General features: G+C 70.6%; 21 protein-coding genes and 2 pseudogenes. 10 read left to right on the top strand and 13 right to left on the bottom strand.

What is annotated here, in order from left to right:
* Positions 1-150: 150 nt before the first annotated feature.
* The 3 genes from ACLLJJ_RS04110 to ACLLJJ_RS04120 all read right to left on the bottom strand — a co-directional run bounded on the left by ACLLJJ_RS04110 (position 151) and on the right by ACLLJJ_RS04120 (position 2,197).
* Positions 151-789: an HAD family hydrolase gene (locus ACLLJJ_RS04110; protein ID WP_434600295.1), complete on the bottom strand. Its 639-nt coding sequence runs from the start codon at positions 787-789 to the stop codon at positions 151-153.
* Between the two features lie 95 nt (positions 790-884).
* Entirely contained in the window at positions 885-1,199 is a 315-nt protein-coding gene (locus ACLLJJ_RS04115) for a hypothetical protein (protein WP_434587893.1), read from the bottom strand.
* A gap of 155 nt (positions 1,200-1,354) precedes the next feature.
* Positions 1,355-2,197, bottom strand: a complete 843-nt coding sequence (locus tag ACLLJJ_RS04120; protein WP_434587894.1) for a pentapeptide repeat-containing protein — start codon at positions 2,195-2,197, stop codon at positions 1,355-1,357.
* A gap of 363 nt (positions 2,198-2,560) precedes the next feature.
* On the opposite strand from ACLLJJ_RS04120, the gene ACLLJJ_RS04125 reads away from it, so the two are divergent.
* The 6 genes and pseudogenes from ACLLJJ_RS04125 to lnt all read left to right on the top strand — a co-directional run bounded on the left by ACLLJJ_RS04125 (position 2,561) and on the right by lnt (position 8,095).
* A complete protein-coding gene (locus ACLLJJ_RS04125; protein ID WP_434587895.1) occupies positions 2,561-2,737 on the top strand; it encodes a hypothetical protein in 177 nt (58 codons plus the stop codon).
* Positions 2,738-3,255: 518 nt separating this feature from the next.
* Positions 3,256-4,460 (top strand): annotated as a pseudogene (locus ACLLJJ_RS04130) (ion channel protein).
* A gap of 439 nt (positions 4,461-4,899) precedes the next feature.
* Complete coding sequence (locus ACLLJJ_RS04135) at positions 4,900-5,259, top strand: DUF7144 family membrane protein (RefSeq protein ID WP_434600296.1); 360 nt, start codon at positions 4,900-4,902, stop codon at positions 5,257-5,259.
* Between the two features lie 50 nt (positions 5,260-5,309).
* Positions 5,310-5,795 (top strand): DUF1269 domain-containing protein, encoded by a 486-nt coding sequence (locus ACLLJJ_RS04140; protein WP_434587896.1) that lies wholly within the window; start codon positions 5,310-5,312, stop codon positions 5,793-5,795.
* Between the two features lie 99 nt (positions 5,796-5,894).
* Complete coding sequence (locus ACLLJJ_RS04145) at positions 5,895-6,389, top strand: nuclear transport factor 2 family protein (protein WP_434587897.1); 495 nt, start codon at positions 5,895-5,897, stop codon at positions 6,387-6,389.
* A 116-nt stretch (positions 6,390-6,505) separates the two neighbouring features.
* Positions 6,506-8,095 (top strand): apolipoprotein N-acyltransferase, encoded by a 1,590-nt coding sequence (gene lnt / locus ACLLJJ_RS04150; protein WP_434587898.1) that lies wholly within the window; start codon positions 6,506-6,508, stop codon positions 8,093-8,095.
* Here the strand turns inward: lnt and ACLLJJ_RS04155 are convergent.
* Positions 8,019-8,924 carry a Gfo/Idh/MocA family protein gene (locus tag ACLLJJ_RS04155; RefSeq protein ID WP_434587899.1) on the bottom strand — a complete coding sequence of 302 codons (906 nt, stop codon included), beginning with the start codon at positions 8,922-8,924 and terminating at the stop codon, positions 8,019-8,021. The two genes, lnt and ACLLJJ_RS04155, sit on opposite strands and share 77 nt — an antisense overlap.
* A 10-nt stretch (positions 8,925-8,934) precedes the next feature.
* Positions 8,935-10,155, bottom strand: coding sequence for an FAD-dependent monooxygenase (locus ACLLJJ_RS04160; RefSeq protein WP_434587900.1), 1,221 nt, complete (start codon positions 10,153-10,155; stop codon positions 8,935-8,937).
* 82 nt (positions 10,156-10,237) lie between these two features.
* On the opposite strand from ACLLJJ_RS04160, the gene ACLLJJ_RS04165 reads away from it, so the two are divergent.
* The 3 genes from ACLLJJ_RS04165 (at position 10,238) to ACLLJJ_RS04175 (ending at position 11,949) form a co-directional block, all read left to right on the top strand.
* Complete coding sequence (locus ACLLJJ_RS04165; protein WP_434587901.1) at positions 10,238-10,834, top strand: TetR/AcrR family transcriptional regulator; 597 nt, start codon at positions 10,238-10,240, stop codon at positions 10,832-10,834.
* A 58-nt stretch (positions 10,835-10,892) separates the two neighbouring features.
* Complete coding sequence (locus ACLLJJ_RS04170; RefSeq protein WP_434587902.1) at positions 10,893-11,405, top strand: DinB family protein; 513 nt, start codon at positions 10,893-10,895, stop codon at positions 11,403-11,405.
* A 73-nt stretch (positions 11,406-11,478) separates the two neighbouring features.
* Positions 11,479-11,949, top strand: coding sequence for a hypothetical protein (locus ACLLJJ_RS04175; RefSeq protein WP_434587903.1), 471 nt, complete (start codon positions 11,479-11,481; stop codon positions 11,947-11,949).
* Positions 11,950-12,048: 99 nt separating this feature from the next.
* Here ACLLJJ_RS04175 and ACLLJJ_RS04180 read toward each other — a convergent pair whose 3' ends face one another.
* The 8 genes and pseudogenes from ACLLJJ_RS04180 to ACLLJJ_RS04215 all read right to left on the bottom strand — a co-directional run.
* Positions 12,049-12,522: a hypothetical protein gene (locus ACLLJJ_RS04180; RefSeq protein WP_434587904.1), complete on the bottom strand. Its 474-nt coding sequence runs from the start codon at positions 12,520-12,522 to the stop codon at positions 12,049-12,051.
* Between the two features lie 82 nt (positions 12,523-12,604).
* Positions 12,605-13,294, bottom strand: coding sequence for a uracil-DNA glycosylase (locus ACLLJJ_RS04185; protein WP_434587905.1), 690 nt, complete (start codon positions 13,292-13,294; stop codon positions 12,605-12,607).
* 120 nt (positions 13,295-13,414) lie between these two features.
* The gene (locus ACLLJJ_RS04190; RefSeq protein ID WP_434587906.1) at positions 13,415-14,995 is read right to left on the bottom strand and encodes an ABC transporter substrate-binding protein; all 1,581 of its coding nucleotides are present in this window, start codon (positions 14,993-14,995) and stop codon (positions 13,415-13,417) included.
* Positions 14,996-15,135: 140 nt separating this feature from the next.
* Complete coding sequence (locus ACLLJJ_RS04195; protein ID WP_434587907.1) at positions 15,136-15,915, bottom strand: SDR family oxidoreductase; 780 nt, start codon at positions 15,913-15,915, stop codon at positions 15,136-15,138.
* Between the two features lie 48 nt (positions 15,916-15,963).
* A complete protein-coding gene (gene fabG, locus ACLLJJ_RS04200) occupies positions 15,964-16,725 on the bottom strand; it encodes a 3-oxoacyl-ACP reductase FabG (RefSeq protein WP_434587908.1) in 762 nt (253 codons plus the stop codon).
* A 177-nt stretch (positions 16,726-16,902) separates the two neighbouring features.
* Positions 16,903-17,289: a DUF3037 domain-containing protein gene (locus ACLLJJ_RS04205; protein ID WP_434587909.1), complete on the bottom strand. Its 387-nt coding sequence runs from the start codon at positions 17,287-17,289 to the stop codon at positions 16,903-16,905.
* Positions 17,286-18,137 carry a HipA family kinase gene (locus ACLLJJ_RS04210; protein ID WP_434587910.1) on the bottom strand — a complete coding sequence of 284 codons (852 nt, stop codon included), beginning with the start codon at positions 18,135-18,137 and terminating at the stop codon, positions 17,286-17,288. The genes ACLLJJ_RS04205 and ACLLJJ_RS04210 overlap by 4 nt, the downstream gene beginning before the upstream one ends.
* Positions 18,138-18,736: 599 nt before the next feature.
* Positions 18,737-18,850: pseudogene (locus tag ACLLJJ_RS04215) on the bottom strand (HipA family kinase); the annotation flags it as partial.
* A gap of 256 nt (positions 18,851-19,106) precedes the next feature.
* Here ACLLJJ_RS04215 and ACLLJJ_RS04220 point away from each other — a divergent pair.
* Positions 19,107-21,137 (top strand): prolyl oligopeptidase family serine peptidase, encoded by a 2,031-nt coding sequence (locus ACLLJJ_RS04220; RefSeq protein ID WP_434587911.1) that lies wholly within the window; start codon positions 19,107-19,109, stop codon positions 21,135-21,137.
* Positions 21,138-21,166: the final 29 nt, after the last annotated feature.

Below are 21,166 nucleotides of genomic sequence, written 5' to 3' on the forward strand. Positions count from 1 at the left end.
GGGCCGGGGCGGAGGCGGGTGGACGCCCCGAGGTTGTGATACCCATCCGTACCCGTTGACACTGATTCCGGCGCGAAGAGCTCGGACCGTAACCCGCAGGTTCGGCAGGTGAGTTGAAAAGCCGCCGGACGGTGTCCGGTCCGTGGCGGCTCAGCCGGTGACGATCGAGGTGAGCTCGGTGAGGGAGTCGATGCGCCAGTCCGCCGCGGCGACGACATCCGGGTCGTCCGCCCACAGATAGCCCCACGGCCCGCGGCGGATGTGCGCGGCCCGCAGGCCGGCCTTCTTCGCCGGGTAGAGGTCGTTCGCCGGGTGGTCGCCGACGTACACGGTCGCCTGTGGGTCGGCGCCCGCCGCCTCCAGGACCCGGGTGAAGAACTCGTCCGACGGCTTCGCCACGCCCCACTCGGCCGACGTCACGACCAGATCCACCGGAAGGTCGAGGCCACGCAGCAGTTCACCGGCCCGGTCCGTCTGGTTTCCCGCCACTACGACCCGTACCCCCAGGTCGCGCAGGCTGCCGAGGGCAGGGCGCACATCCGGGTACAGGTCGGTCTCGTCGAGGTGTTCACCGCGTCCGGCGGCCTCCCGCGCCCGGTACGCCTCGCGCACGTCCATGCCGGGCTTGATGAGGCGCAGGGCGTCGGCGTTGTCACGGCTCTGCGCGGTGACGGCGCCGACGAGCGCCGACACGGTGTGTCGCGGAATGCCGAGCCAGTCGGCCCACGACGCCCAGTAACGGTCGTCGCGGACAAGGGTTTCGCCGACATCGAAGACGATGGTCTCAATCACCGGCGTAAGCGTAGAGGGCGCAAGGCATACGGACTGTCACCAACTGCCCTCAACCATCCCATTCGCCCTCTACTCCACTCTCCCGTGTTCTGTCAGCAGAGGGCGATGCGCCCGTAGGAGCCCCTCGACCACTTCCATTCGAGGCGTTCGCCGGGGGAAGTGGACCAGCACCGGCCGTCGGGCCCGTGCTTGATGACGAGCTGGATGTGCATCCGGCGGCCGCAGTTGTTGGTCGTCCAGGCCTTCTTCTCCTGCTTGATGACGTCACGGGCGACGCACGCGGGGGCGGTGTCACCCGCGGCGACCGCCGGGCCGGCGGTGACCAGGGACATCGCGGCCATGAGCGTGGCCGCGGCGAAGGCGGACATGACGGCGCGGGCCGAGCGCCGTACGGGGATGGTGGGCAAGGGGGACTCCTGTCCAAAGGTTCTTCGGGGGACAGGACTTGCATACCGGTCGGACACCGCGAGTCCCGGGAGGCGCTCGGTGGCAGTCACCCGCGCGCGAGCGAAGCCCGGCGCGGTTCGGAGCGGCTCAGTGCGGCTCAGTGCGGCTCGGCGCGCTACCAGTGCGTCGGGCGGGTGAGTTTGGGCGGTAGCTTCGTGCCGGAGTCGCCTTTCGCCGCGTTGATCTGGGCCTGGGTGAGGAAGAGGCTCCCGGTGAGATCGGCGCCGCCGAGGTCGGCGTCCCTGAAGTCGACCCCGATGAGGTCGGCTTCTCTCAGGTCGGCGCCCCTGAGGTCGGCGCCGATGAGGTAGGCACCGCGCAGGTTGGCGCTGCTGAGGTCGGCGTTCCTGAGGTCGGCCCCCATCAGGTCGGCTCCTCGGCGTTCCTTCTTCTTCTGCCGCCGGGCCCCTCCGCGTACGAGTTCGCTGGTACGCAGCAGCAGCGTATTGACCTCACCCCGGTGCGCCGCCACATCCAGTTCCATCAGGGCGTCGGGAGTGGAGTGAGTGAGACGTTCGGTCCGGTCGAGTACGCGGCCGATCTCATTGTGGAGCGGGCGGGCCTGTCGCAGTGTCAGCGCTTCGCTCAGATACCAGAGCAACTCGTGGAGCTGGCGCATGATCGGGAGAATGGCGAACATCTGCTGCGCGGTGTCCGGGGCTTCGCGCCAGCTCTTTCCTTCGAAGGTGACCTGGGAGACCTTCTGTCCCGCGCCGAAGCAGTCATAGACGGTGCAGCCCTGAAAGCCTTGCGGCCGCAGGCGGTTGTGAATGCCGCAGCGGTAGTCCGACCGCAGATTCGGGCAGGGGTCCCCGGCGTCCTTGTTGATGGCGAAGTCGGCCGAGACCGTGAGGGTCAGCGCGACACAGCAAAGGCCGAAGCAACTCTCGCAATCGGCTCGCAGGCCGAGAGGGTCCCGGTCGGCCGCAGGTTCCGTATGATCGCGGTTCTCGGACACGGTGGAAGATCTCCTGTTACGTGGTGAGCACCGCTCGTCGCGTGCCCTGGTCGACTCCCATTGTCCCCAACGGACGGAGGGCCCCGCGCGCCGCCCGGTACGGTCAACTCCTGACGGGCACGTGCCATGAGCGCGTGCAACTTGAGTAACGTGAGCACCCCGTGCACGGTACGCAGGGAGATCCGCTTCCGCCGCCGCACGGGACCGTCGTCACGCAAAGTGGCGTTTTCGGGGGTGCGGGGCTTTGCAGCGACATGGCACACTGACCCTTTTTGGCAGACAGGTCCTGGTCAGGCAGCATCTCCAAGGAAACTCACCGCCGACCTGGTGCCTACTGTGCGTATCTGCCCGTACTCTTATCGCATGTACCCCTCTCCCCCGCCGTCTGGTTCCGTGCGGTCCCTGACCGAGGCGAACGAGGCAATCCGCGCGCTGGTCGACTCGCGCGCGGACGGGTCGGAATGGCCTGCCGAGGAGTACGAAATGCTGCTGCTGAAGTGGGCCGCCGCGGTACGCGGCGAGGTCATCGAAGCCGCCTGAGGGCCGCCACCCGTACAGCCCAACAACAGCTGGGACTCCACGATCCCCCGACCCACGGTGGTCGGTAGCCGCACCAGTGACGGTGCGGCGGATCCGGAGGGGCGCACGACTACGGGGTCAGAAAAGCGGCTGCCCGGCGGGCCGGGAGTCACTGGGGGTTCCTTCCCCGGCTCGGCAGGCCCACCCCCGCCGACGCGGTGCCACCGCCCCCACGAAGTGACCGTCCTCCCCTGCGCGAGCATGCGTCCCCTCGCCGAACTGCCTTACCCGGACAGCATGTTGCCGGGCATCAGAGGCGCGCACGGGGTGCTCTCGGGCATCGATGTCCGGCCCGGCGAGGGCGGGATCGTACCGGCGCAGGCCCCAGCGTTCGACCCCGTGGAGCGGCGCCGGCGGGCGAACACCGTTGGATCGCGCCGCGGGCCCCCCACACCCCGCACGACACGCGATCGGAGCACGACGATGGCGACTGAGACCCCCCTGCCGCCGCCCTGCCCAGCCGTGCGCCGCTGCCCACGATCCTGCCCGCGCTGCTCGTCGGCATCGGGTCCAGCCTGGCCCTTCTCGTCATCAGCTTCGCGTCGGACCGCCTCCAGGGCCTGCTGTGGGACACGCTCCCCGACCGGCTCGGCCTGTCCGGTACGTCGGCGTGGTGGACAATGCTCGTCCTGACGGTGGCGGGCATCGCGGTGGGCGCGTTGGTGTGGCAGTTCCCCGGACACGCGGGGCCGGACCCGGCGACTACGGGACTGGTCGACCCGCCGCTGCCCGTGCGCGTTCTGCCCCGCATCCTGCTCACCGTGGTCATCGCACTGGCCGCCGGTGTCAGCCCCGGCCCCGAGAATCCCGTCACCGCGGCGAACATCGCCCTGGCGTACATGCTCGGGCGCACCCTGACGCCGAAGACTCCGGGGGCCGCCTGGGGGCTCGCGGCAGCGGGCACCGTCGGCGCGCTGTTCGGGACGCCCGTCGCGGCGGCGCTCATCCTGTCCGAGACGGTCGTGGCGCAGGACCCAGGCCCCTGTGGGACCGGCTGTTCGCGCCGCTGGTCGCTGCCGGGGCGGGGGCGCTCACCACCCTGGTGGTGGCCGACCCGGTGCTGTCGGTCGATGTCGCCGCGTATCCCGGATTCCGGCCGATCGACGGGGTGTCGGCGCTGGTCGTCAGTTCGGCGGCGGCGCTGGTCGGGCCGGTGGCCGGCTATGCCTTCCCCCATGTGCACGGCGTCTTCCACCGGTCGCGGCGCCCGCTGGTCATGCTGACGGTGGGCGCTCGGCGTCCTCGGGGCCGTCGGCGGGCATCTGACGATGTTCAAGAGTCTCGACGAGATGAAGGAACTGGCGCTGCGTCCGGAGGATCACGGCGCCGCCAATCTGCTGATGCCGGCCGTGGTGATGCTGGCGGCGCTGATCGTGGCGCCTCCAGCGGCTTCCGCGGGGGCCGGATCTTCCCCGCCGTCTTCGTCGGTGTGGCGCTCGGTATGCTCGCGCACCGACTGGTCGACTCGGTGCCGATCTCGCCGGCCATCACCAGCGCCGTACTGGGCATCCTGCCGGCCACCACGCGCCAGGGCCGGCTGAGCCTGTTCGTGGCCGCGACGACGGTGATGGACCTGAGTCTGCTACCCGTGCTGTGCATCGCCGCGCTGCCTGCCTGGCTCCTGGTCACGAGGCGCCAGGAAATGCTCATCCGCGTGTCCCCAGACGCGACCGGAAAGCAGTGAAACATACCTGAATTCCCGAAATGCGGTTTTTTACCACGCACGGTCTACTGAGTTCCATGAGTGATCTTCCCGTCCCGGACGCCAGGGGCTTCGAGAACACCGAGCGTGGCTGTCCGGGCGGCCGGCCCCCAGCGGTCGTCACGTCGGCGGACGGAAGACCGGGACAACGACACCTCCCACCGAGCCGCAGCCCCTCGCCACCCTCGCGGGCAGGGGTCCGGACCGGACAGGGCGGCGACCCACAGCCCCCGGGCCGTCTCTTCGATCCGCTGCCCGACCCACCGAAGGGCCTCCCGATCGCCACCCCGTGACCCGCACGCGCCCCCGTCCCTTCTCCGAGCGGAGCCGACATGAGCCACACCGCACCCACCGACACCCCGCACACCACTCCCTCTGACACCACCTCGACCGTCAACAGTGGTGGGCGTCGGGGAGTTACCTGTTCGCCGGGGTCCTGCTGCTCGTCTCCGGGGTGATGGCGATACTCCAGGGTGCCGCCGCCATCGTGCAGGACGGCAGTTGGAACGAGATCGGTGACTACGTCTACCGGTTCAACCTCTCCACCTGGGGCTGGATCCACCTCGCCCTGGGCCTCGTGGTGGCCGTGACCGGCTACGGCGTGCTCAAGGGCGCGAGCTGGGCCCGCGCGACCGGTGTGCTGCTGGCCAGCCTGAGCCTGATCACACAGTTCCTCTTCCTGCCGTACGAGCCGTTCTGGGCACTCGTGATGATCGCGACGGATGCCGCGGTGATCTGGGCACTGTGCTCCTACCAGCCCGCGGTCGCTCACCAGAAGTAGCCGTCCGGGTAGGTGTGGACGGTGTCCCGCCACCGAGCTCCGGAGGTTCCATGGCCGTCTTCACCGTATGGAAGTTCGACTCCCCCGATGCCGCCGAGCGGGCCGAGACCACGCTGCTTTCGCTGCAGAAGGAACAGCTGATCAGGATCAGCGACGCGGCGGTGGTGAGCTGGGCCGAGGGCGAGAACAGGCCCAGCACCAAACAGCTCAACCATCGGGCCACCACCGGAGCCCTGTCCGGCACCTTCTGGGGGATGCTCCTCGGCCTGATCTTCTTCATTCCGCTGCTCGGCGCCGCGATCGGCGCCGCCGCCGGCGCGCTCGGCGGCGCGCTCACCGGCGTCGGGATCGACGACGAATTCATCGAGCGGGTCAAGGCCAGGGTGACCCCGGGCACTTCGGCGCTGTTCCTGCTCTGCCAGGACGGGGTGACCGACCGGGTACGGCAGGCGTTCCCGGACGGGCATGCCGAGCTCCTCCACAGCAACCTGGACGGCGAGGCCGAGGCGAGGCTCCGCGAGGTCTTCACGCACTGACCGCCGCGCCCGGCCCGGTCCGTCGGATGCCGCACGACTCCGTCAGATACCGGCGGTCATGCTCTTGGCGCGCGGCCCCCGCTGCCAGAGACTGACCCGATGACGCAGCGTGTGGAGCTCTCGACCGTAATGGACCGACTTGCCATCGACTCGGTGATCACCGGTTACGCGGTGGCGGTGGACGACGGCAACTGGCTCGACTACCGGGCCCTGTTCACCACCGACGGCCGGGCCGACTACCGGACGGCGGGCGGTATCGAGGGCCCGGCCGGCGAGGTCGCGGGATGGCTGGCGGAGACGATGCGCCTCTTCCCGGTACGCCAGCACTTCATCGTCAACAGGCGCCTGCGGCTGGAGAACCTCAACGGTGACACCGGGGACCGCGCCGAACTCCAGGCCGACTATCTGAACCCGATGCGCCTCGAAACCGACCCCGACAGCGCCAAGGGGGCCGAACAGCCGACGGCCCCCAACTTCGAGTCCGGCGGCCGGTACACATTCAGCTTGCGCCGGACGGAGGGTGGATGGCGGCTGCTCGCCGTGGTCGTCGAGGAGAAGTGGCGGCGTACGACGGGGGCGCCCGGCGCCCGCTGACGCGCCCGCCCCCTCAGCCCCGGCCGCACGCCCGGAGCGGCCCACTGTCCGCGATCGTCACGCTCCCCCACACTGGGGGCAGAGACTTCTCACGGGGCACGACGGGAGGCGACCGCATGCGGATTCCGGTCGGCCGGTGGGAGCGGCTTTCGTCGCCCTGGTGGCGCGGTGCGACCGCGGTGGTGCTCGGCGCGCTGCCCGCGCTCGCGTTCCCGGCGCCCTCCCTGTGGTGGTTCGCGTACGTCGCCCTCGTCCCGTGGATGCTGTTGATCCGCTCGGCGCCGACAGGCCGGCGGGCGGCGCTGGACGGCTGGCTCGGCGGTACGGGCTTCATGGTCGCCGCACATCACTGGCTGATGCCGAGCCTGCATGTGTTCATCGTGGTGCTGGCCGCGCTGCTCGCCCTGCTCTGGCTGCCGTGGGGCTGGCTGGTCCGGTCGATGCTCGGCGGCGCGCCGTCGGCCGCCCGTGCGACAGCGGCGCTCGCGGCGCTCCCCTCGGGCTGGCTGATGGTCGAACTGGTCAGGTCCTGGGAGGGGTTGGGCGGCCCGTGGGGGCTGCTCGGGTCGAGCCAGTGGCAGGTCGCTCCGGCGCTGCGGGTGGCGTCGGTCGGCGGCGTGTGGCTGGTGAGCCTGCTGGTGGTCGCGGTGAACACCGGCGTCACCGTGCTGGTGGCGGTGCCCACGGCCCGTACCCCGGCGGCGGCGGGCGTGCTGGCCTGCACGCTGCTGGCGGCGGCGGCCTGGGTGTGGGCCCCGCGCCCGGAGCAAACGGGCCGGGCGCGGATCGCGGTGGTCCAGCCCGGCATCATCGACGGGGCCGACGGCGCCGAGCGGCGCTTCGCCCGCAGTGAGACGCTGACCCGCGAACTGGCCGGGCAGGACCTCGATCTGGTGATCTGGGGCGAGAGCAGTGTCGGCGAGGACCTGGCGCGCCGCCCCGATCTGGCGGACCGGCTGGCCGCCCTGTCCCGGCGGGTCGGCGCCGACGTACTGGTCAATGTGGACGCGCGGCGCTCCGACCGGCCCGGCATCTTCAAGAGCTCTGTGCTGGTCGGCCCGCGCGGCCCGACCGGCTACCGCTACGACAAGATGCGGCTGGTGCCCTTCGGTGAGTACGTCCCCGCACGTTCGCTGCTCGGCTGGGCGACGTCGGTGGGCAAGGCGGCGAGCGAGGACCGCATGCGCGGCACGAGGCCGGTGGTGATGGTGCTGCCCGACGACGCCGCGGACGGCCTGCGCGTCGGCCCCCTGGTGTGCTTCGAGTCGGCCTTCCCCGACATGAGCCGCAAGCTCACCAGGGGCGGCGCCCAGCTGCTGGTCACCCAGTCGGCGACCTCGACGTTCCAGCGCAGTTGGGCGCCCGAGCAGCACGCGTCGCTCGCGGCACTGCGGGCCGCCGAGAACGGCCGCCCGGTGGCGCACGCGACCCTCACCGGCGTGAGCGCGGTGTACGGGCCCGAGGGTGAGCGCATCGGCTCACCGCTGGGGACGGACCGCAGTGAGGCCGCGGTGTACGACGTACCGCTGACACGCGGGAGCACCTGGTACGTCAGGGCCGGTGACTGGGCCGTCCACGGCGCGCTGGCCGTGCTCGCCCTGCTGTGCGCCGCCGAGGGCACGCGCTTGTTCAGGCAGCCTGCTCGGCGGCCTCGCGGACCACACGCTCGCACAGCTCATGGGTCAGCAGCGCGTCCTGGGCGCTGAGCAGCTTTCCGGCCCGTACGGCGTCCAGGAAGGACACGACGGACTGCTCGATCCCGCGCTGCCGGGCGACGGGCACCCAGTCGCCGCGGCGGCGGACGCTGGGCTGGCCCTTGTGGTCCACGATCTCCGCGAGGTTGAGGACCTGACGCTTGGTGTCCTGACCGGAGACTTCGAGGATCTCCTCGGTGGAGCCGTTCATCCGGTTCATGGTGCCGATGGCGGTGAAGCCGTCGCCGGAGAGCTGGAGCACGACGTGGTGCATGAGGCCGTCGATGATCCGGGCCCGCACGTCGACGTGGTCGATCTCGCCGGGGACCAGGAAGCGCAGGGTGTCGACGACATGGATGAAGTCGTCGAGGACGAGGGTGCGCGGGTCCTCGGGCAGGCCGACCCGGTTCTTCTGCATCAGGATCAGCTCGCGGGGATGCTCGGCGCACTGCGCGTAGCCGGGCGCCAGACGGCGGTTGAATCCGACGGCCAGGCTGACGCCGCGCTCGTCGGCCAGGCGCACCAGCCGCTGCGACTCGTCGAGTTCGTACGCGAGCGGCTTGTCGACGTACGTCGGTACGCCCGCTTCCAGGAGCCGGGTCACGATCTCGGGATGCACGGCGGTCGGCGCGTGCACGAACGCGGCGTCCAGGCCCCGGGCGAGCAGCGCGTCCAGGTCGGTGTGGCACTGCCCGTCCGGGATGCGATGGGTCTCGGCGATCCTGTGCAGGGTGGCGGGGGTGCGGGTCTGCAGATGCAGTTCGAGCCCCGGCCGGGTGGCCAGTACGGGCAGATATGCCTTCTGCGCGATGTCCCCGAGCCCGATGACGCCTACCTTCACAGGGGCCTCCCTATCGCTGTATGTGTGGGTCCTGGACCTGGCGGTCCCATGTCCGGGCAGCATACGTGCGCTGCGGCGGGCGCCAGTCGGCGATGCCGTCCAGGGTGAGCAGGGCCAGGCCGGGGGCGAAACGGGAGAGGGACATCAGGCCGTCGCGCAGCGCGACGGCCGGGGCGCCGCCGAGAGTGACCAGGCGGACGACGCGCGCGGACTTGCGGACGACGCCCGTGGTGCGTGGCAGCCGCGCGGTCGAGTACGCCGCGAGCCCTGCCCCGAGTCCACCGTGGGGCGGGGCGTGGTGGGCGAGGACGATGCCGTCCTCGATGGCCTGGTTGCCGCCCTGGCCCATGGTGGGCGCCATGGGGTGTGCCGCGTCGCCGATGAGCACGGTCCTGCCCCGGTGGAAGGCGGGCAGCGGGGTTGTCATGTGGTGCACGTCGTGCCGCAGGATCCGGTCGGGTTCGGCGGCGGCGATGATCCCGGGGACCGGGTCGTGCCAGTCGCCGAAGCGACGCAGCAGTTCGGCCTTCTCCCCGTCGGGTGCGCGGCCTCCGGCGGGGACGGCCGCCGCGGCGTACGCGTAGACGCGGCCGTCCTTGAGCGGCTGCGTGCCCCACAGGGCGCCGCGCCCCCAGGTCTCGTGGGGTGCGAAGGGGTGATCGGGGGCGGGCACGACCACTCGCCAGGTGGTCAGTCCCGAGTACGCCGGGTCGGGGTGCTCGGGGTGGAGCGCGCGGCGTACGGCGGAGCCGATGCCGTCGGCGCCGACGACGAGGTCGGCCTCGATGTCGCCGTCGGGGGTGGTGACCACGGCGGGGCGGCCGTCCGCGACTCCGGGGTCGGCGAGCGAGGCCGCGGCTCCGGTCCGCACGACGCCATCGGGCAGCCGGGACGCGAGTCGGTCGATCAGGGTGGCGCGGTGGACCAGGACGAGCGGTCCGCCGAAGCGCTCGGCGGCGGCTTCGCTGCTCGTCCGGGCGAGCCAGCGTCCGCTCGGGGTACGGATGCCTCCGTCACCCTGCCAGGCGGCCAGCTCCCTGATCTCGGCGCCGAGGCCGATGACGTCGAGGGCGCGCTGCCCGTTGGGGGTGAGGCCGATGCCGGCTCCCAGCGCCTCCAGTGCGGGCGCGCGTTCCAGGACGGTGACCTGCCAGCCGCGCTGGTGCAGGGCGACGGCCGCGGTCAGCCCGCCTATTCCGCTTCCCACGACGACGGCACGCGACTTGGGCATGACTGTCTCCCCCTTGGAAACTACAGTTGTAGTGACAGGCGTGAAAGTACTACAGATGTAGTCGCCCCGGTAGGTTGGCCTCATGACCGCTCCCACCACCGCTCCGGTCCCTCGCGCCGAGCTCATCGCCGACACCGCGCTGGCCCTCCTCGTCGAGCGCGGCATGCGCGGCCTCACCCACCGCGCGGTGGACGAACTCGCCGGGCTGCCCCAGGGCTCGACGTCGAACTACGCCCGCACCCGGCTGGCGCTGCTGGAGGCCACGGTGCGGAGGCTGGCGGAGCGCGAGGCCCGGGTCCTGACCCTGGAGGCGATGCCCGGCCCGTCGGAGGGCATCGACGCCCTGGTCGACGCCCTCGCACTGGCCCTGCACCTGCACTTGAGCGGCCACCGCGGACTTCTCGTGGCCCGGTACGAGTTGGGGCTCGAAGCCACCCGGCGGCCGGAGCTGCGGAAGTTCTACGACGCGACGGGCAGGGACCGGTTCCGTGAGCCGATGATCGCGATGATGGCCGCGGCCGGTTCGCGGGAACCGGAGCGCCACGCCCTGTCGCTGGTGGCCTGGTGCGAAGGGCTGATGTTCTCCTGCGCCGCGGGCTCGTACCACTCGGCGGTGCCCAGCCGCGAGGAGTTGCGCGTCGGCTTCGGTGAACTGATGCGCGGCATGCTCGGCCGATGACCGGGCCTGGGCCGATAAGCCGTGGCGCGTCCATGATCGGTACGTGAGGATGGCCGCCATGAAGACACCCGAACGCACCGAGCCCTCCACCACCGCCGACGAGCGCGGCATGCTGGACGGCTGGCTCGACCATCACCGCGAAACCCTCGCCTGGAAGTGTTCCGGACTCGACGACGCACAGCTGCGCCAGGTGGCGGTCCCGCCCTCCGAGCTCTCGCTGCTCGGTCTCGTACGGCACATGGCGGAGGTCGAGCGCGGCTGGTTCCGCCGGACGCTGGCCGGCGAGGAGGCGCCCGCGCTCTTCTGCACCGACGAGGACCCCGACGCCGATTTCCATCTCACCGAGGCAGACACCTGGGAGGAGGCGAACACCCACTGGCAGGCCGAGATCGCACACGCCCGCGAAGTCGTGGCGGACCGCTCGCTCGACGACCTCGCGGAGGGGAAGCACCGCAGCGGGGAGACCTTCAACCTCCGCTGGATCTACACCCACATGATCGAGGAGTACGCGCGGCACAACGGCCACGCCGACCTCATCCGGCAGCGCGTCGACGGCATGACGGGCGAGTGACGGCGTCACTCGTGCGGGCCATAATCCGCCCGCGATCTCCCCAAACAGCGCCCCGCCCAGCAAAGTTGCGCGGATGCACCGAACGAAAACCTCAGCGCTGATCCTGATGGGCGTGGTGGTCTCGGCCGTCTCCGGTTGTGTGGCGGTCCAGCCGCGGCCCGCCCACACACCGCCGACGGAGCTGCCGCGGCTCTCCCGGGACGTCCAGCCGCAGGTCGTGCAGGCGCCGGCCCGGGAGGCACTGGACGCCGCGCTCCCGCCGTCGCCCACGCCGCCGGGCGGTGGCGCCGAGCACGAGGCACCGCGCCGGGCCGTCGTGGCGCGGCCGGCGCCCGCTCCGCCCCGGCAGGCGCCCACCGGGCCGGCGGCGCCCCCGAGGGCCGCCGATCGCCCGCCGCGGGTCCTGCCGGCCCTGCCCGTCCCCGTTCCCACCGGTGCGGCGGCCGGCTTGGGGACGGGCGTGTGCGCGCTCGGTGAGGGCTACGGAGGCTGGCGGCCCGGCAGCCCCCAGGCCCGTATCTGCCGCGAGACGTACGGGCATTGACCTGGACGCCGACCGGCGTGGGCCGGGCGCCTCCTTGGACGGCATACCGCCCCGGGATCCGATCGGGGCATCCCCGGAGTGCCCCGCCCGGCGCCCGCCTCACTCCCCGTCCACGAGCCTTCGGCCCAGTCGCTCGATCGCGGCCCGGACCCCGTCCCCGTATCCGTCGTCACCCAGGGCGTCGGACGCCGCCCGTGCCCGGTCGAGATGGGTGCGCGCGGCTTCGGGGCGGTGCAGCTTCAGATAGTCGGCCGCCAGGTTGAGATGGAGCGAGGGATAGAAACCGCGCACCGCGACCGAGGGGTCGTGCCGGGCGACCCGCTCGTCGCTCAGGCCGTCGGCGGCGGCCAGCGCCCTGAGGTCCCAGGCCAGTTCATCGCCGGGATCGTCCTGGGTGTCCGCCATGTAGTGCGCGAGCGTGCACCGGTGGAAGGCATCGCCGTTCTCGCCCATCTCCGCCCACAGCACCCCGAAGCGATTGCGGGCCTCCTCGCGGTCCCCGGCGTGAAGAAGCATGACCGCCTGGCCGATCCGCGTCATCGTGGCGTCTTCCGACGTTTCCTGCTGCTCCATCGCCGCGTTCTCCTGTCACCGCACATCGCGCAAGGCCTACTCCGATGATCACGACGCTAGACCCCACCACTGACAATCCGGCTCAGGACCGGCCCAGGTTCGGGACGGTCCAGTCGATCGGCCGGTGACCCTGCGCCGCGACCGCCTCGTTGATCTGCGTGAACGGGCGCGACCCGAAGAACTTCTTCGCGGACAGCGGCGAGGGATGCGCGCCCTTCACCACGATGTGCCGCTCCTCGTCGATCAGGGGCAGCTTCTTCTGCGCATAGTTCCCCCACAGCACGAACACCGCCGGGTCGGGGCGCGAGGCCACGGCGCGGATCACCGCGTCCGTGACCTTCTCCCACCCCTTGCCCTTGTGCGAGTTGGCTTCGCCGGACCGCACCGTCAGCACGGCGTTGAGCAGCAGGACGCCCTGCTCGGCCCACGGCATCAGATAGCCGTTGTCCGGGATCGGGGTGTCCAGCTCCGCGTGCATCTCCTTGTAGATGTTCCGCAGGGACGGCGGCACCTTGACACCCGGCCGCACCGAGAAGCACAGCCCGTGCCCCTGCCCCTCGCCGTGGTACGGATCCTGCCCGAGGACCAGCACCTTCACCCGGTCGTAGGGCGTGGCGTCGAGCGCGGCGAAGACCTCCTCGCGCGGCGGGTACACCGGCCCGCGCCCCCGCTCCTCCTCGACGAAGTCGGTGAGCTGCTCGAAGTAGGGCTTCCGCAGCTCTTCGCCGAGGACGCCGCGCCAGGACTCGGGCAGCATGTCGGTGTCGGTCACTTCAACAACCTCCGGTAAGTGATCAGTTCTCGACCACGAACCTACCCGCGGCCACTGACAGCGACCGCGGCCGACCGCTCCGCCCCACCGACCGGCACCCGCCGCACCAGCCGCTCGCAGCTACCAGCTGGTCTTCCGGTGCAGCTGCCACACCTGCATGATCGTCTGCGGGTCCAGGGCACGCTCGGTGCCCGCGATGTCGTCGGAGGCGGCGACGTACAGCTTGCCCTGCCACAGCGGCAGCAGCCGGACGTCCTTGAGCAGGATCTCCTGGGCCCGTTCGAACTGCTTGGCCACCGCCGCGCGGTCGCTCTCACGGCGCGACTGCGGCAGCAGGCTGGCCGTGATCTCGGGGGTGTTGTACGGCGTCCCGACGGCGTTCTTCTCACCGACGAAGGGTGCGACGAAGTTGTCGGGGTCCGGGAAGTCGGGCGCCCAGCCACGGCCGAAGACCGGGAACTCGCCCTTCTGGTAGCCCGTCTGGAACGAATTCCAGGGCCGGTCCTTGAGCGTGATCCGGAACAGCCCGGACGCGTCCAGCTGCCGCTTCAGCTCGGCGAATTCCTTCGCGGTGGAGGATCCGTACCGGTCCGACGTGAACCAGAAGGTCAGCGGGACGGGTTCGGTGATTCCCGCGTCTTCGAGAATGTCCTGCGCCTTGGGCACACTCGGCTCGCCATAGGCGTCGAAGAAGCTGGTGGTGTGCCCGGCGACGCCGCTCGGAACCATCGAGTAGAGGGGCTCGGCGGTGCCCTTGTAGACCTTGTCGACCAGTGCGCCGCGGTCGACGACCTGCGCGACGGCCTGCCGGACGGCGGGATTCCGGGCGGCCTGGTCCTTGGGGTTGAACACCAGGTAGCGGATCTCGGCGCCGACCGCCTCGACGACCTGGAGTTCCTTCTCCTTGGGCTGCCCCTCCAGGTCGACGATCTGCTCCGCGGTGAGACCGCGGAACGTCGCGTCGATCTCCCCCGTCTTCAGGGCGGTCACCATCGCGTCGGAGTCCTTGAAGTACCGGATGGTGACGGCGTCGTTCTTGCGCTCGGCGAAGCCCTTGTACTGCGTGTTCTTCACCAGCTCGGCGGCGGAGTCCGGCGAGTACGCCTCCAGGTTGTACGGCCCCGAACCGGTCAGCGCGTTGCCCTGGCGGAGTTTGCCCTTCGGATAGTCCGCGGGGCTCACCAGGGACATCGCGGGCGTGGCGAGGACGAACGGGAAGGTCGCGTCGGGCTTGTTCAGCCGGAAGGTGACCTTGCGATCGCCGCTGGTCTCCACCTTGTCCAGGCTGGTCAGAAGCCCCGCCGGGCCTCCCGTCGCATCGATCGCGAGGATGCGGTCGATCGAGTACTTGACGGCCGCGGCGTCGAGCTTGGTGCCGTCGGAGAAGGTCAGGCCGCCACGGAGTGTGCACGTGTAGACCTTGTTCGAGCTGTCCGCGAAGACACACTTCTCCGCCGCGTCGGGCTCCGGCGTGGCGCTGCCGTTCGGGTAGCTCACCAGCGTCTGGAAGACGTTCCGGTAGAGCTCCCAGGAGCCGTCCCATGCGCCGGCCGGGTCGAGGGTGCTCGGTGTGCTCGTCGTGCCGACGGCAAGCTTTTGCCCCGAATCGGACTTGTCACTCGAAAGCACCCCGCATCCGCTCAGCAGGGATATGGACGCAAGGGCTGCGAGTGACTGCAGACATCTGGTCCGGTTGAACACGTGCACGCTCCTCGATCAGCCATGGGTCGGCAGACCATACCGCAACGCCCTGCCGGGTCAACGGACAGATCCGACAGGGCACTTAGGTTTATCCAGCGCAATTCCGACTCAAATCCGGCGTAACTCCGGATTAAATTTACTCAGCCCACACCCGCATTGAGGAAAATGCCGCCGTCGACGACGAGCGTCTGCCCGGTGATCCAGTCCGACTGGTCCGAAGTGAGGAAGGCGGCGGCCCCGCCGATGTCCTCGGGAACGCCGAGCCGCCCCAGCGGATAAGCGGCGGCTGCCTCCGCCTCACGACCCTCATAAAGCGCCTCGGCGAATTTGGTCTTGACCACTGCGGGCGCGATCGCGTTGACCCGGACGCCCGGCGCGAACTCGTGCGCCAGCTGAAGAGTCAGATTGACCATGGCCGCCTTGCTCATGCCGTACGCGCCGATGAAGGGCGAGGCGGAGACCGCGGCGACCGAGGCGATATTGACGATCGCCCCGCCATTGTCCTTCTGCCAGGCCCGCCAGGTCTGCTGCGCGAATCCGAGCGCCGAAATGACGTTGGTCTCGTAGACCTTGCGGGCGACATTCAGGTCGAGCTCCGCCATCGGCCCGAAGACCGGATTCGTACCGGCGTTGTTGATCAGGAAGTCGACGCGGCCGAATGCCTCCATGGCGCGCTCGACGGCGTACGCCTGATGCGCCTCGTCGTGGGCCTTGCCCGGAACGCCGATCACCCGGTCTGCGCCGAGCTTGTCCACGGCCTCCTTGAGCGTGTCCTCGTTGCGCCCGGTGATGCACACCCGGTCGCCGCGGGCGACGAGCGCCGCCGCGATACCGTATCCGATTCCGCGGCTCGCACCCGTGATCAGCGCGACCTTCCCGCTGTCCTGGACCTCGGGAGCCCCGGTTGCCTCAGTGGTCATGATTCAGTCCCTCGCGTCATCGGTCTCTCGCCTCATCGGTCTCGCGGGTCAGTTGAGCGGGCCGCCGGCCACGTACATGACCTGGCCGGACACAAAGCCCGCGGCGTCGCCGGCGAAGAAGGCGATGGCATTCGCGATGTCGTCCGGAGTGCCGACGCGCTGCACCGGGATCTGGGTCGCGGCAGCGGCCTGGAAGTCCTCGAAGCCCATGCCCACGCGCTCGGCGGTCTGGGCGGTCATCTCCGTGACGATGAACCCGGGGGCGACGGCGTTCGCGGTGACGCCGAACTTGCCGAGCTCCTTGGCGAGCGTCTTGGTGAAGCCCTGGAGACCGGCCTTGACCGCGGAGTAGTTCGCCTGGCCGCGGTTGCCCAGCGCCGAGCTGGAGGACAGGCTGACGATCCGGCCGAACTTGGCGTCCACCATGTGCTTCTGACAGGCCTTCGCCATCAGGAACGCGCCCTTGAGGTGCACGTTCATCACGGTGTCCCAGTCCAGCTCGCTCATCTTGAAGAGCAGGTTGTCGCGGAGCACACCCGCGTTGTTCACGAGGATCGTCGGTGCGCCGAGCTCCGTGGCGACGCGCGCCACGGCGGCCTCCACCTGGGCGCTGTCGGAGACGTCGCAGCCGACGGCGATGGCGGTGCCGCCCGCCGCGGTGATCTTCTCGACGGTGGCCTTGCAGGCCGCCTCGTCGAGGTCGAGTACGGCGACGGCGCGGCCCTCCGCCGCGAGACGTACCGCGGTGGCGGCGCCAATGCCGCGCGCCGCCCCGGTCACGATCGCGACGCGCTGCTCGGTGGTGGACATGCTGGTTCTCCTCGCCCTTGGGTGCGGCTCAGCCGAAGCGACCGGGACACCCCGATCGCTGAGCAACCGCTTAGTCTTCAGCAGACGTGACGCTAGAAGCCATGGCACCCGGTGTCAACGGCCCGAGGAATCAGCAGCGCACGTCACAATGGCCCGGCGCCGCCGCACGGCACCCGATCAGCGCACGAGCAGCTCAAGCAGGCGGTCGATCTCGGCCTGCGGATCGGCCGTGAGCCCGGTGTGTACAGGCCCCGGCTGCACGACGGTGCTGCGCGGCGCGATCAGCCAGCGGAAGCGCCGGCCCGCGTCGTCACCCGCCGCCTGCCCGGCCACGTCACCGCCCCCGCAGACGCCTTCGACGGCGCGCAGCGCGGCCCGTACGCCCGTGACGTCTGCCCGCGGGTCCAGTACCTTCAGCTTCGCCTCGTCCAAATGGGTCCTGGCCGCCACGAACGACTTGGCCCGGCAGTAGACCAGCACTCCCGCGTTGAACATCTCGCCGCGCTCCACGCGTGGCACCACGCGCAGCAGCGCGTACTCGAAAACATCGCGCCGCTGGGTCACTTGTCGCCGTCCTTGTGCTTCTTCGTCGGGTGCGGCCACGGCGCGAGGTGCTCGGTCAGCCAGCCCGGCGCCTGCGAGGGCCGGTCCTCGGCGGGCGCGTCGAGCGAGATCCGTTCATGAATCGTCGCGGCACGCGAGAGCAGCGCCTCGACGTACGCGCGGCGCAGCGCGTCGGTGGTGTCGAAGCCGGGCTCGTCGACCAGCCACTCGTCGGGCACATCGGCGGCCACCTCGGTCAGCAGCGCCTCGGTGACCAACGGCGCCAGTTCGGCGGCAGCCGCGGCGATGTCCGGGCGGAACGGCGCGAGTACGTGGTCCGACGCGTTGTACGGCTTGGCGGCCGAGGCCTGCGCGCCCGGCCAGTTGTGGTGCCAGATCATGGTGGCGCCATGGTCGATGAGCCACAGGTCCTTGTGCCAGACGAGCATGTTGGGGTTGCGCCAGGAGCGGTCGACATTGTTGATCAGAGCGTCGAACCAGACCACCCGGCCGGCCTCGGCCGCGTCCACCTCGTACGCGAGCGGGTCGAACCCGATCGAGCCCGGCAGGTAGTCCATCCCGAGGTTCAGCCCGCCGCTCGCCTTGAGCAGCTCCTGGACCTCCTGGTCGGGCTCGCCGAGGCCGATGACCGGGTCGAGCTGCATCGTCACCAGACGCGGCACCCGAAGGCCGAGCCGACGGCCCAGTTCACCGCAGACAACTTCCGCGACCAGGGTCTTGCGGCCCTGCCCCGCCCCGGTGAACTTCATGACGTACGTACCGAGATCGTCCGCCTCGACGATCCCCGGGAGCGAGCCGCCCTCACGCAGGGGCGTGACGTAGCGGGTCGCTGTGACTTCGGTGAGCATTTCGCCAGGCTATAGGGCACGGGCACCTTGTGATCCAAGGGGCGCTCCCGAACTCCCAGGAGGCGAACACTCCTGCCTTCAAGTCGGGGGAGGATCTGGGGAGTTTCGGCTGCCGACTCGCAACCAGAACAAGAGGCTCTTCGGGGAAGGCGTCTCGACCGGGACGAAGGTCGGCGGTGACGCCGCCTACTACACCGCCATGGGCGCGGCGTACGGCGGTACGGCGGCGGACTGCGGAGACAAGGCGCTCGGCGACAACGACACCCTGAACGCCGTGAGCGACGGACTCGGTGCTGCTCGATCAACTACGCCTGGCGCAGCGATGTGATCGTACGGACCATCGGCGAGGACATCGGCTGGATCACGGCGAACATCGACGAATTCGACGAATTCGCGCGGAGCCTCTTCGTCTATGACGCGGGCTAACGTCGACTCATCAGTGGAGTTTGCCGCCGCGTGGGGCGTCTGCTTCACCCTTTCGTTCCCGGTGTCGGGTGGGGTCCTCGCGTGTCACTGCGGCTGCGTCTAGGTTCCGCGGCTCCGGATGGTGGTGCGGCGCTCTCCTTCCCTGATCTGCGGTCGAGTTGAGCGGGTCAGGTGCCTCTCGCCTTGAGCAGCTCTTGGACCTCCTGGTCGGGCTCGCCGAGGCCGATGGCTGCATCGAGCTGCATCGTCACCAGACGCGGCACCCGAAGGCCGAGCCGACGGCCCAGCGACCTTTTCGCTCAGTCCATTTCGCCTGTCCAAGGGCTGTCCCGTGATCCTTGGTGGATCAGCGTGCGGCGACAGGTGCGGTGCGTCGCAAGGCGGAGGAGCACCCTCGTACTGGGCGTACTCGGTCGTTCCGACAACGCAGTGATGTGCCATAGCTGTCACCCTGCGCCCGCCCGGGATTGCCGGACAGCCCTTACGGCCTCGTGGGCAATAGCGCGCGGGCTTCCGGCGCCCCCGAGGTCGTTAGGGTGTCCCATGGATCTCCACGGCTTCCCGCCCCAGTTCGCGCGCACCCGCCGCTTCTCGCTCGGCGCGCCGCACAGCTTCACGGTCTCGCCCGACGGCGAACGCGTGCTGTTCGTCCGTACGGACAGCGGCACGGACGCGGCGAGCAGGCTCTGGCTGTACGAGGCCGGGCAGGAACGGGCCCTCACCGGTCCGGGTGTCGCGGCGTACGCGACGGACCGCGCGGCGCGCTTCGCCGTGTACGCGACCGGTGGTGAGCTCTGGGGCGTGCGGACGGACGTGAGCGCCCCCCGCCTCATTCCCACGGCGCGCCCCGTCGTGGACCCGCGCCCCTCACCGGACGGCGCCTTGATCGCGTACGTCGCCCGGGGCGCCCTGCGCGTCGTACACGCCGACGGGACGGACGACCGGCCGCTGACGGAGCCGGAGGGCCCGGATGTGACGTACGGCCTGCCGGATCATGTCGCGGCCGAATCCATCGGCAGGTCACGCGGTTACTGGTGGTCCCCCGGGAGCGACGCGCTGCTCGTCGGCCGTGTCGATACATCGATGGTCGGCCGCTGGTACGTCGCCGACCCGGCGAACCCGGCGACGGCTCCCCGCGCGGTCCGCTACCCGGCGGCGGGCACGGCCAACGCACAGACCTCGCTGCACCTCGTCACGGTCGAAGGCTCGCGCACTCCCGTCCGGCTGCCGCCCGAAGCGCCGCAGGAGGAGGCCCCGCCGGGCGTCTGGAACGCCCCCGCATTCGAGTACGTCGTCGCCGCCTCCTGGGAGGGCCACGGTCCCGTCGCGAGCCTCCAGAGCCGGGACCAGCGCACGGCCTGGACAGGCAGCATCGACCCGCTGACCGGCGCCTTCGAGCCACTGTCGCGACTGACCGACCCCGGGTGGGTGGAGTTCCCGCCGGGCACACCGCTGCACACCGCGTCGGGGCTCCGGGTGGAGCCCTCGCCGCGCGGTGACGCGCGGGGAATCCGGATCGGCGACGCCCACAGCCCGGCCGGACTGCAGGTCCGCGAGGTGCTCGGCGCGGTGGGCGAACGGGTGTGGTTCACCGCGAGCGAGGAGCCGACCGAGGTCCATGTCTGGTCGCACGATCCGCGCGGCGGCTTCGTCAGGCTGACGGACGAACCGGGGGTGCACACCGCCGCGGCCGGGGGCGGCACGGTCGTGGTCGACAGCAGGATGCCCGAGGGCCGGCAGGTGACCGTCCTGCGGGACGGCGCCGCCGTCGGCCGGATCGCGGTGCTCACCGAGGAACCGCTGGTCGCGCCCCGCCCACTCCACCTCACCCTTGGTGCACGGGAACTGCGCGCCCGGCTCCACCTGCCGTCCTGGTACGAGACGGGTTCGGGCCGGTTGCCGGTGCTCCTCAGCCCGTACGCCGGACCGGGCATGCAGGTGGTGACCAGGGCCAGGACGTGGCACACGGCGGTGTGCCAGTGGTTCGCCGAGCAGGGCTTCGCCGTTCTGGTCACGGACGGGCGCGGCACGCCGGGGCGCGGCGTGGACTGGCAGCGGGCCATCCTGGGCGACCGGTTGGGCCCCGTACTGGACGACCAGATCGACGCGCTGCACGCGGCGGCCGGGCGTTACGACGTCCTGGACCTGGAGCGGGTGGCCATCCGTGGCTGGTCGTTCAGCGGCTATCTGGCGGCGGGCGCGGTGCTGCACCGGCCCGATGTCTTCCACGCCGCGGTCGCGGGCGCCGCGCCGAGCGACCGCCGGCTGTACGACACGTACTGGGAGGAGCGCTTCCTGGGGCACCCGGACGTCCAGCCCGAGAACTACGAGCGCTCCTCGCTCCTCCCGTACGCGGGCCGGCTGACCCGGCCGTTGATGCTGGTGCACGGGCTCGCGGACGACAACGTGTTTCCCGCGCACACGCTGCGCCTGTCCCGGGCGTTGCTCGCCGCCGGCCGGCCGCACACCGTGCTGCCGCTTTCCGGGACGGGGCATATGGTCGCCGGGGAGGGAGTGGCCGACACGTTCCTGCTACTGGAGCTCGATTTCCTCAAAAAGTCGCTCGGCCTCTGAACACGATGCCCTTGGCGCGCGTACAACAT

Origin of the sequence: Streptomyces sp. A5-4, assembly GCF_051131715.1 — a bacterium.
GTDB lineage: Bacteria > Actinomycetota > Actinomycetes > Streptomycetales > Streptomycetaceae > Streptomyces.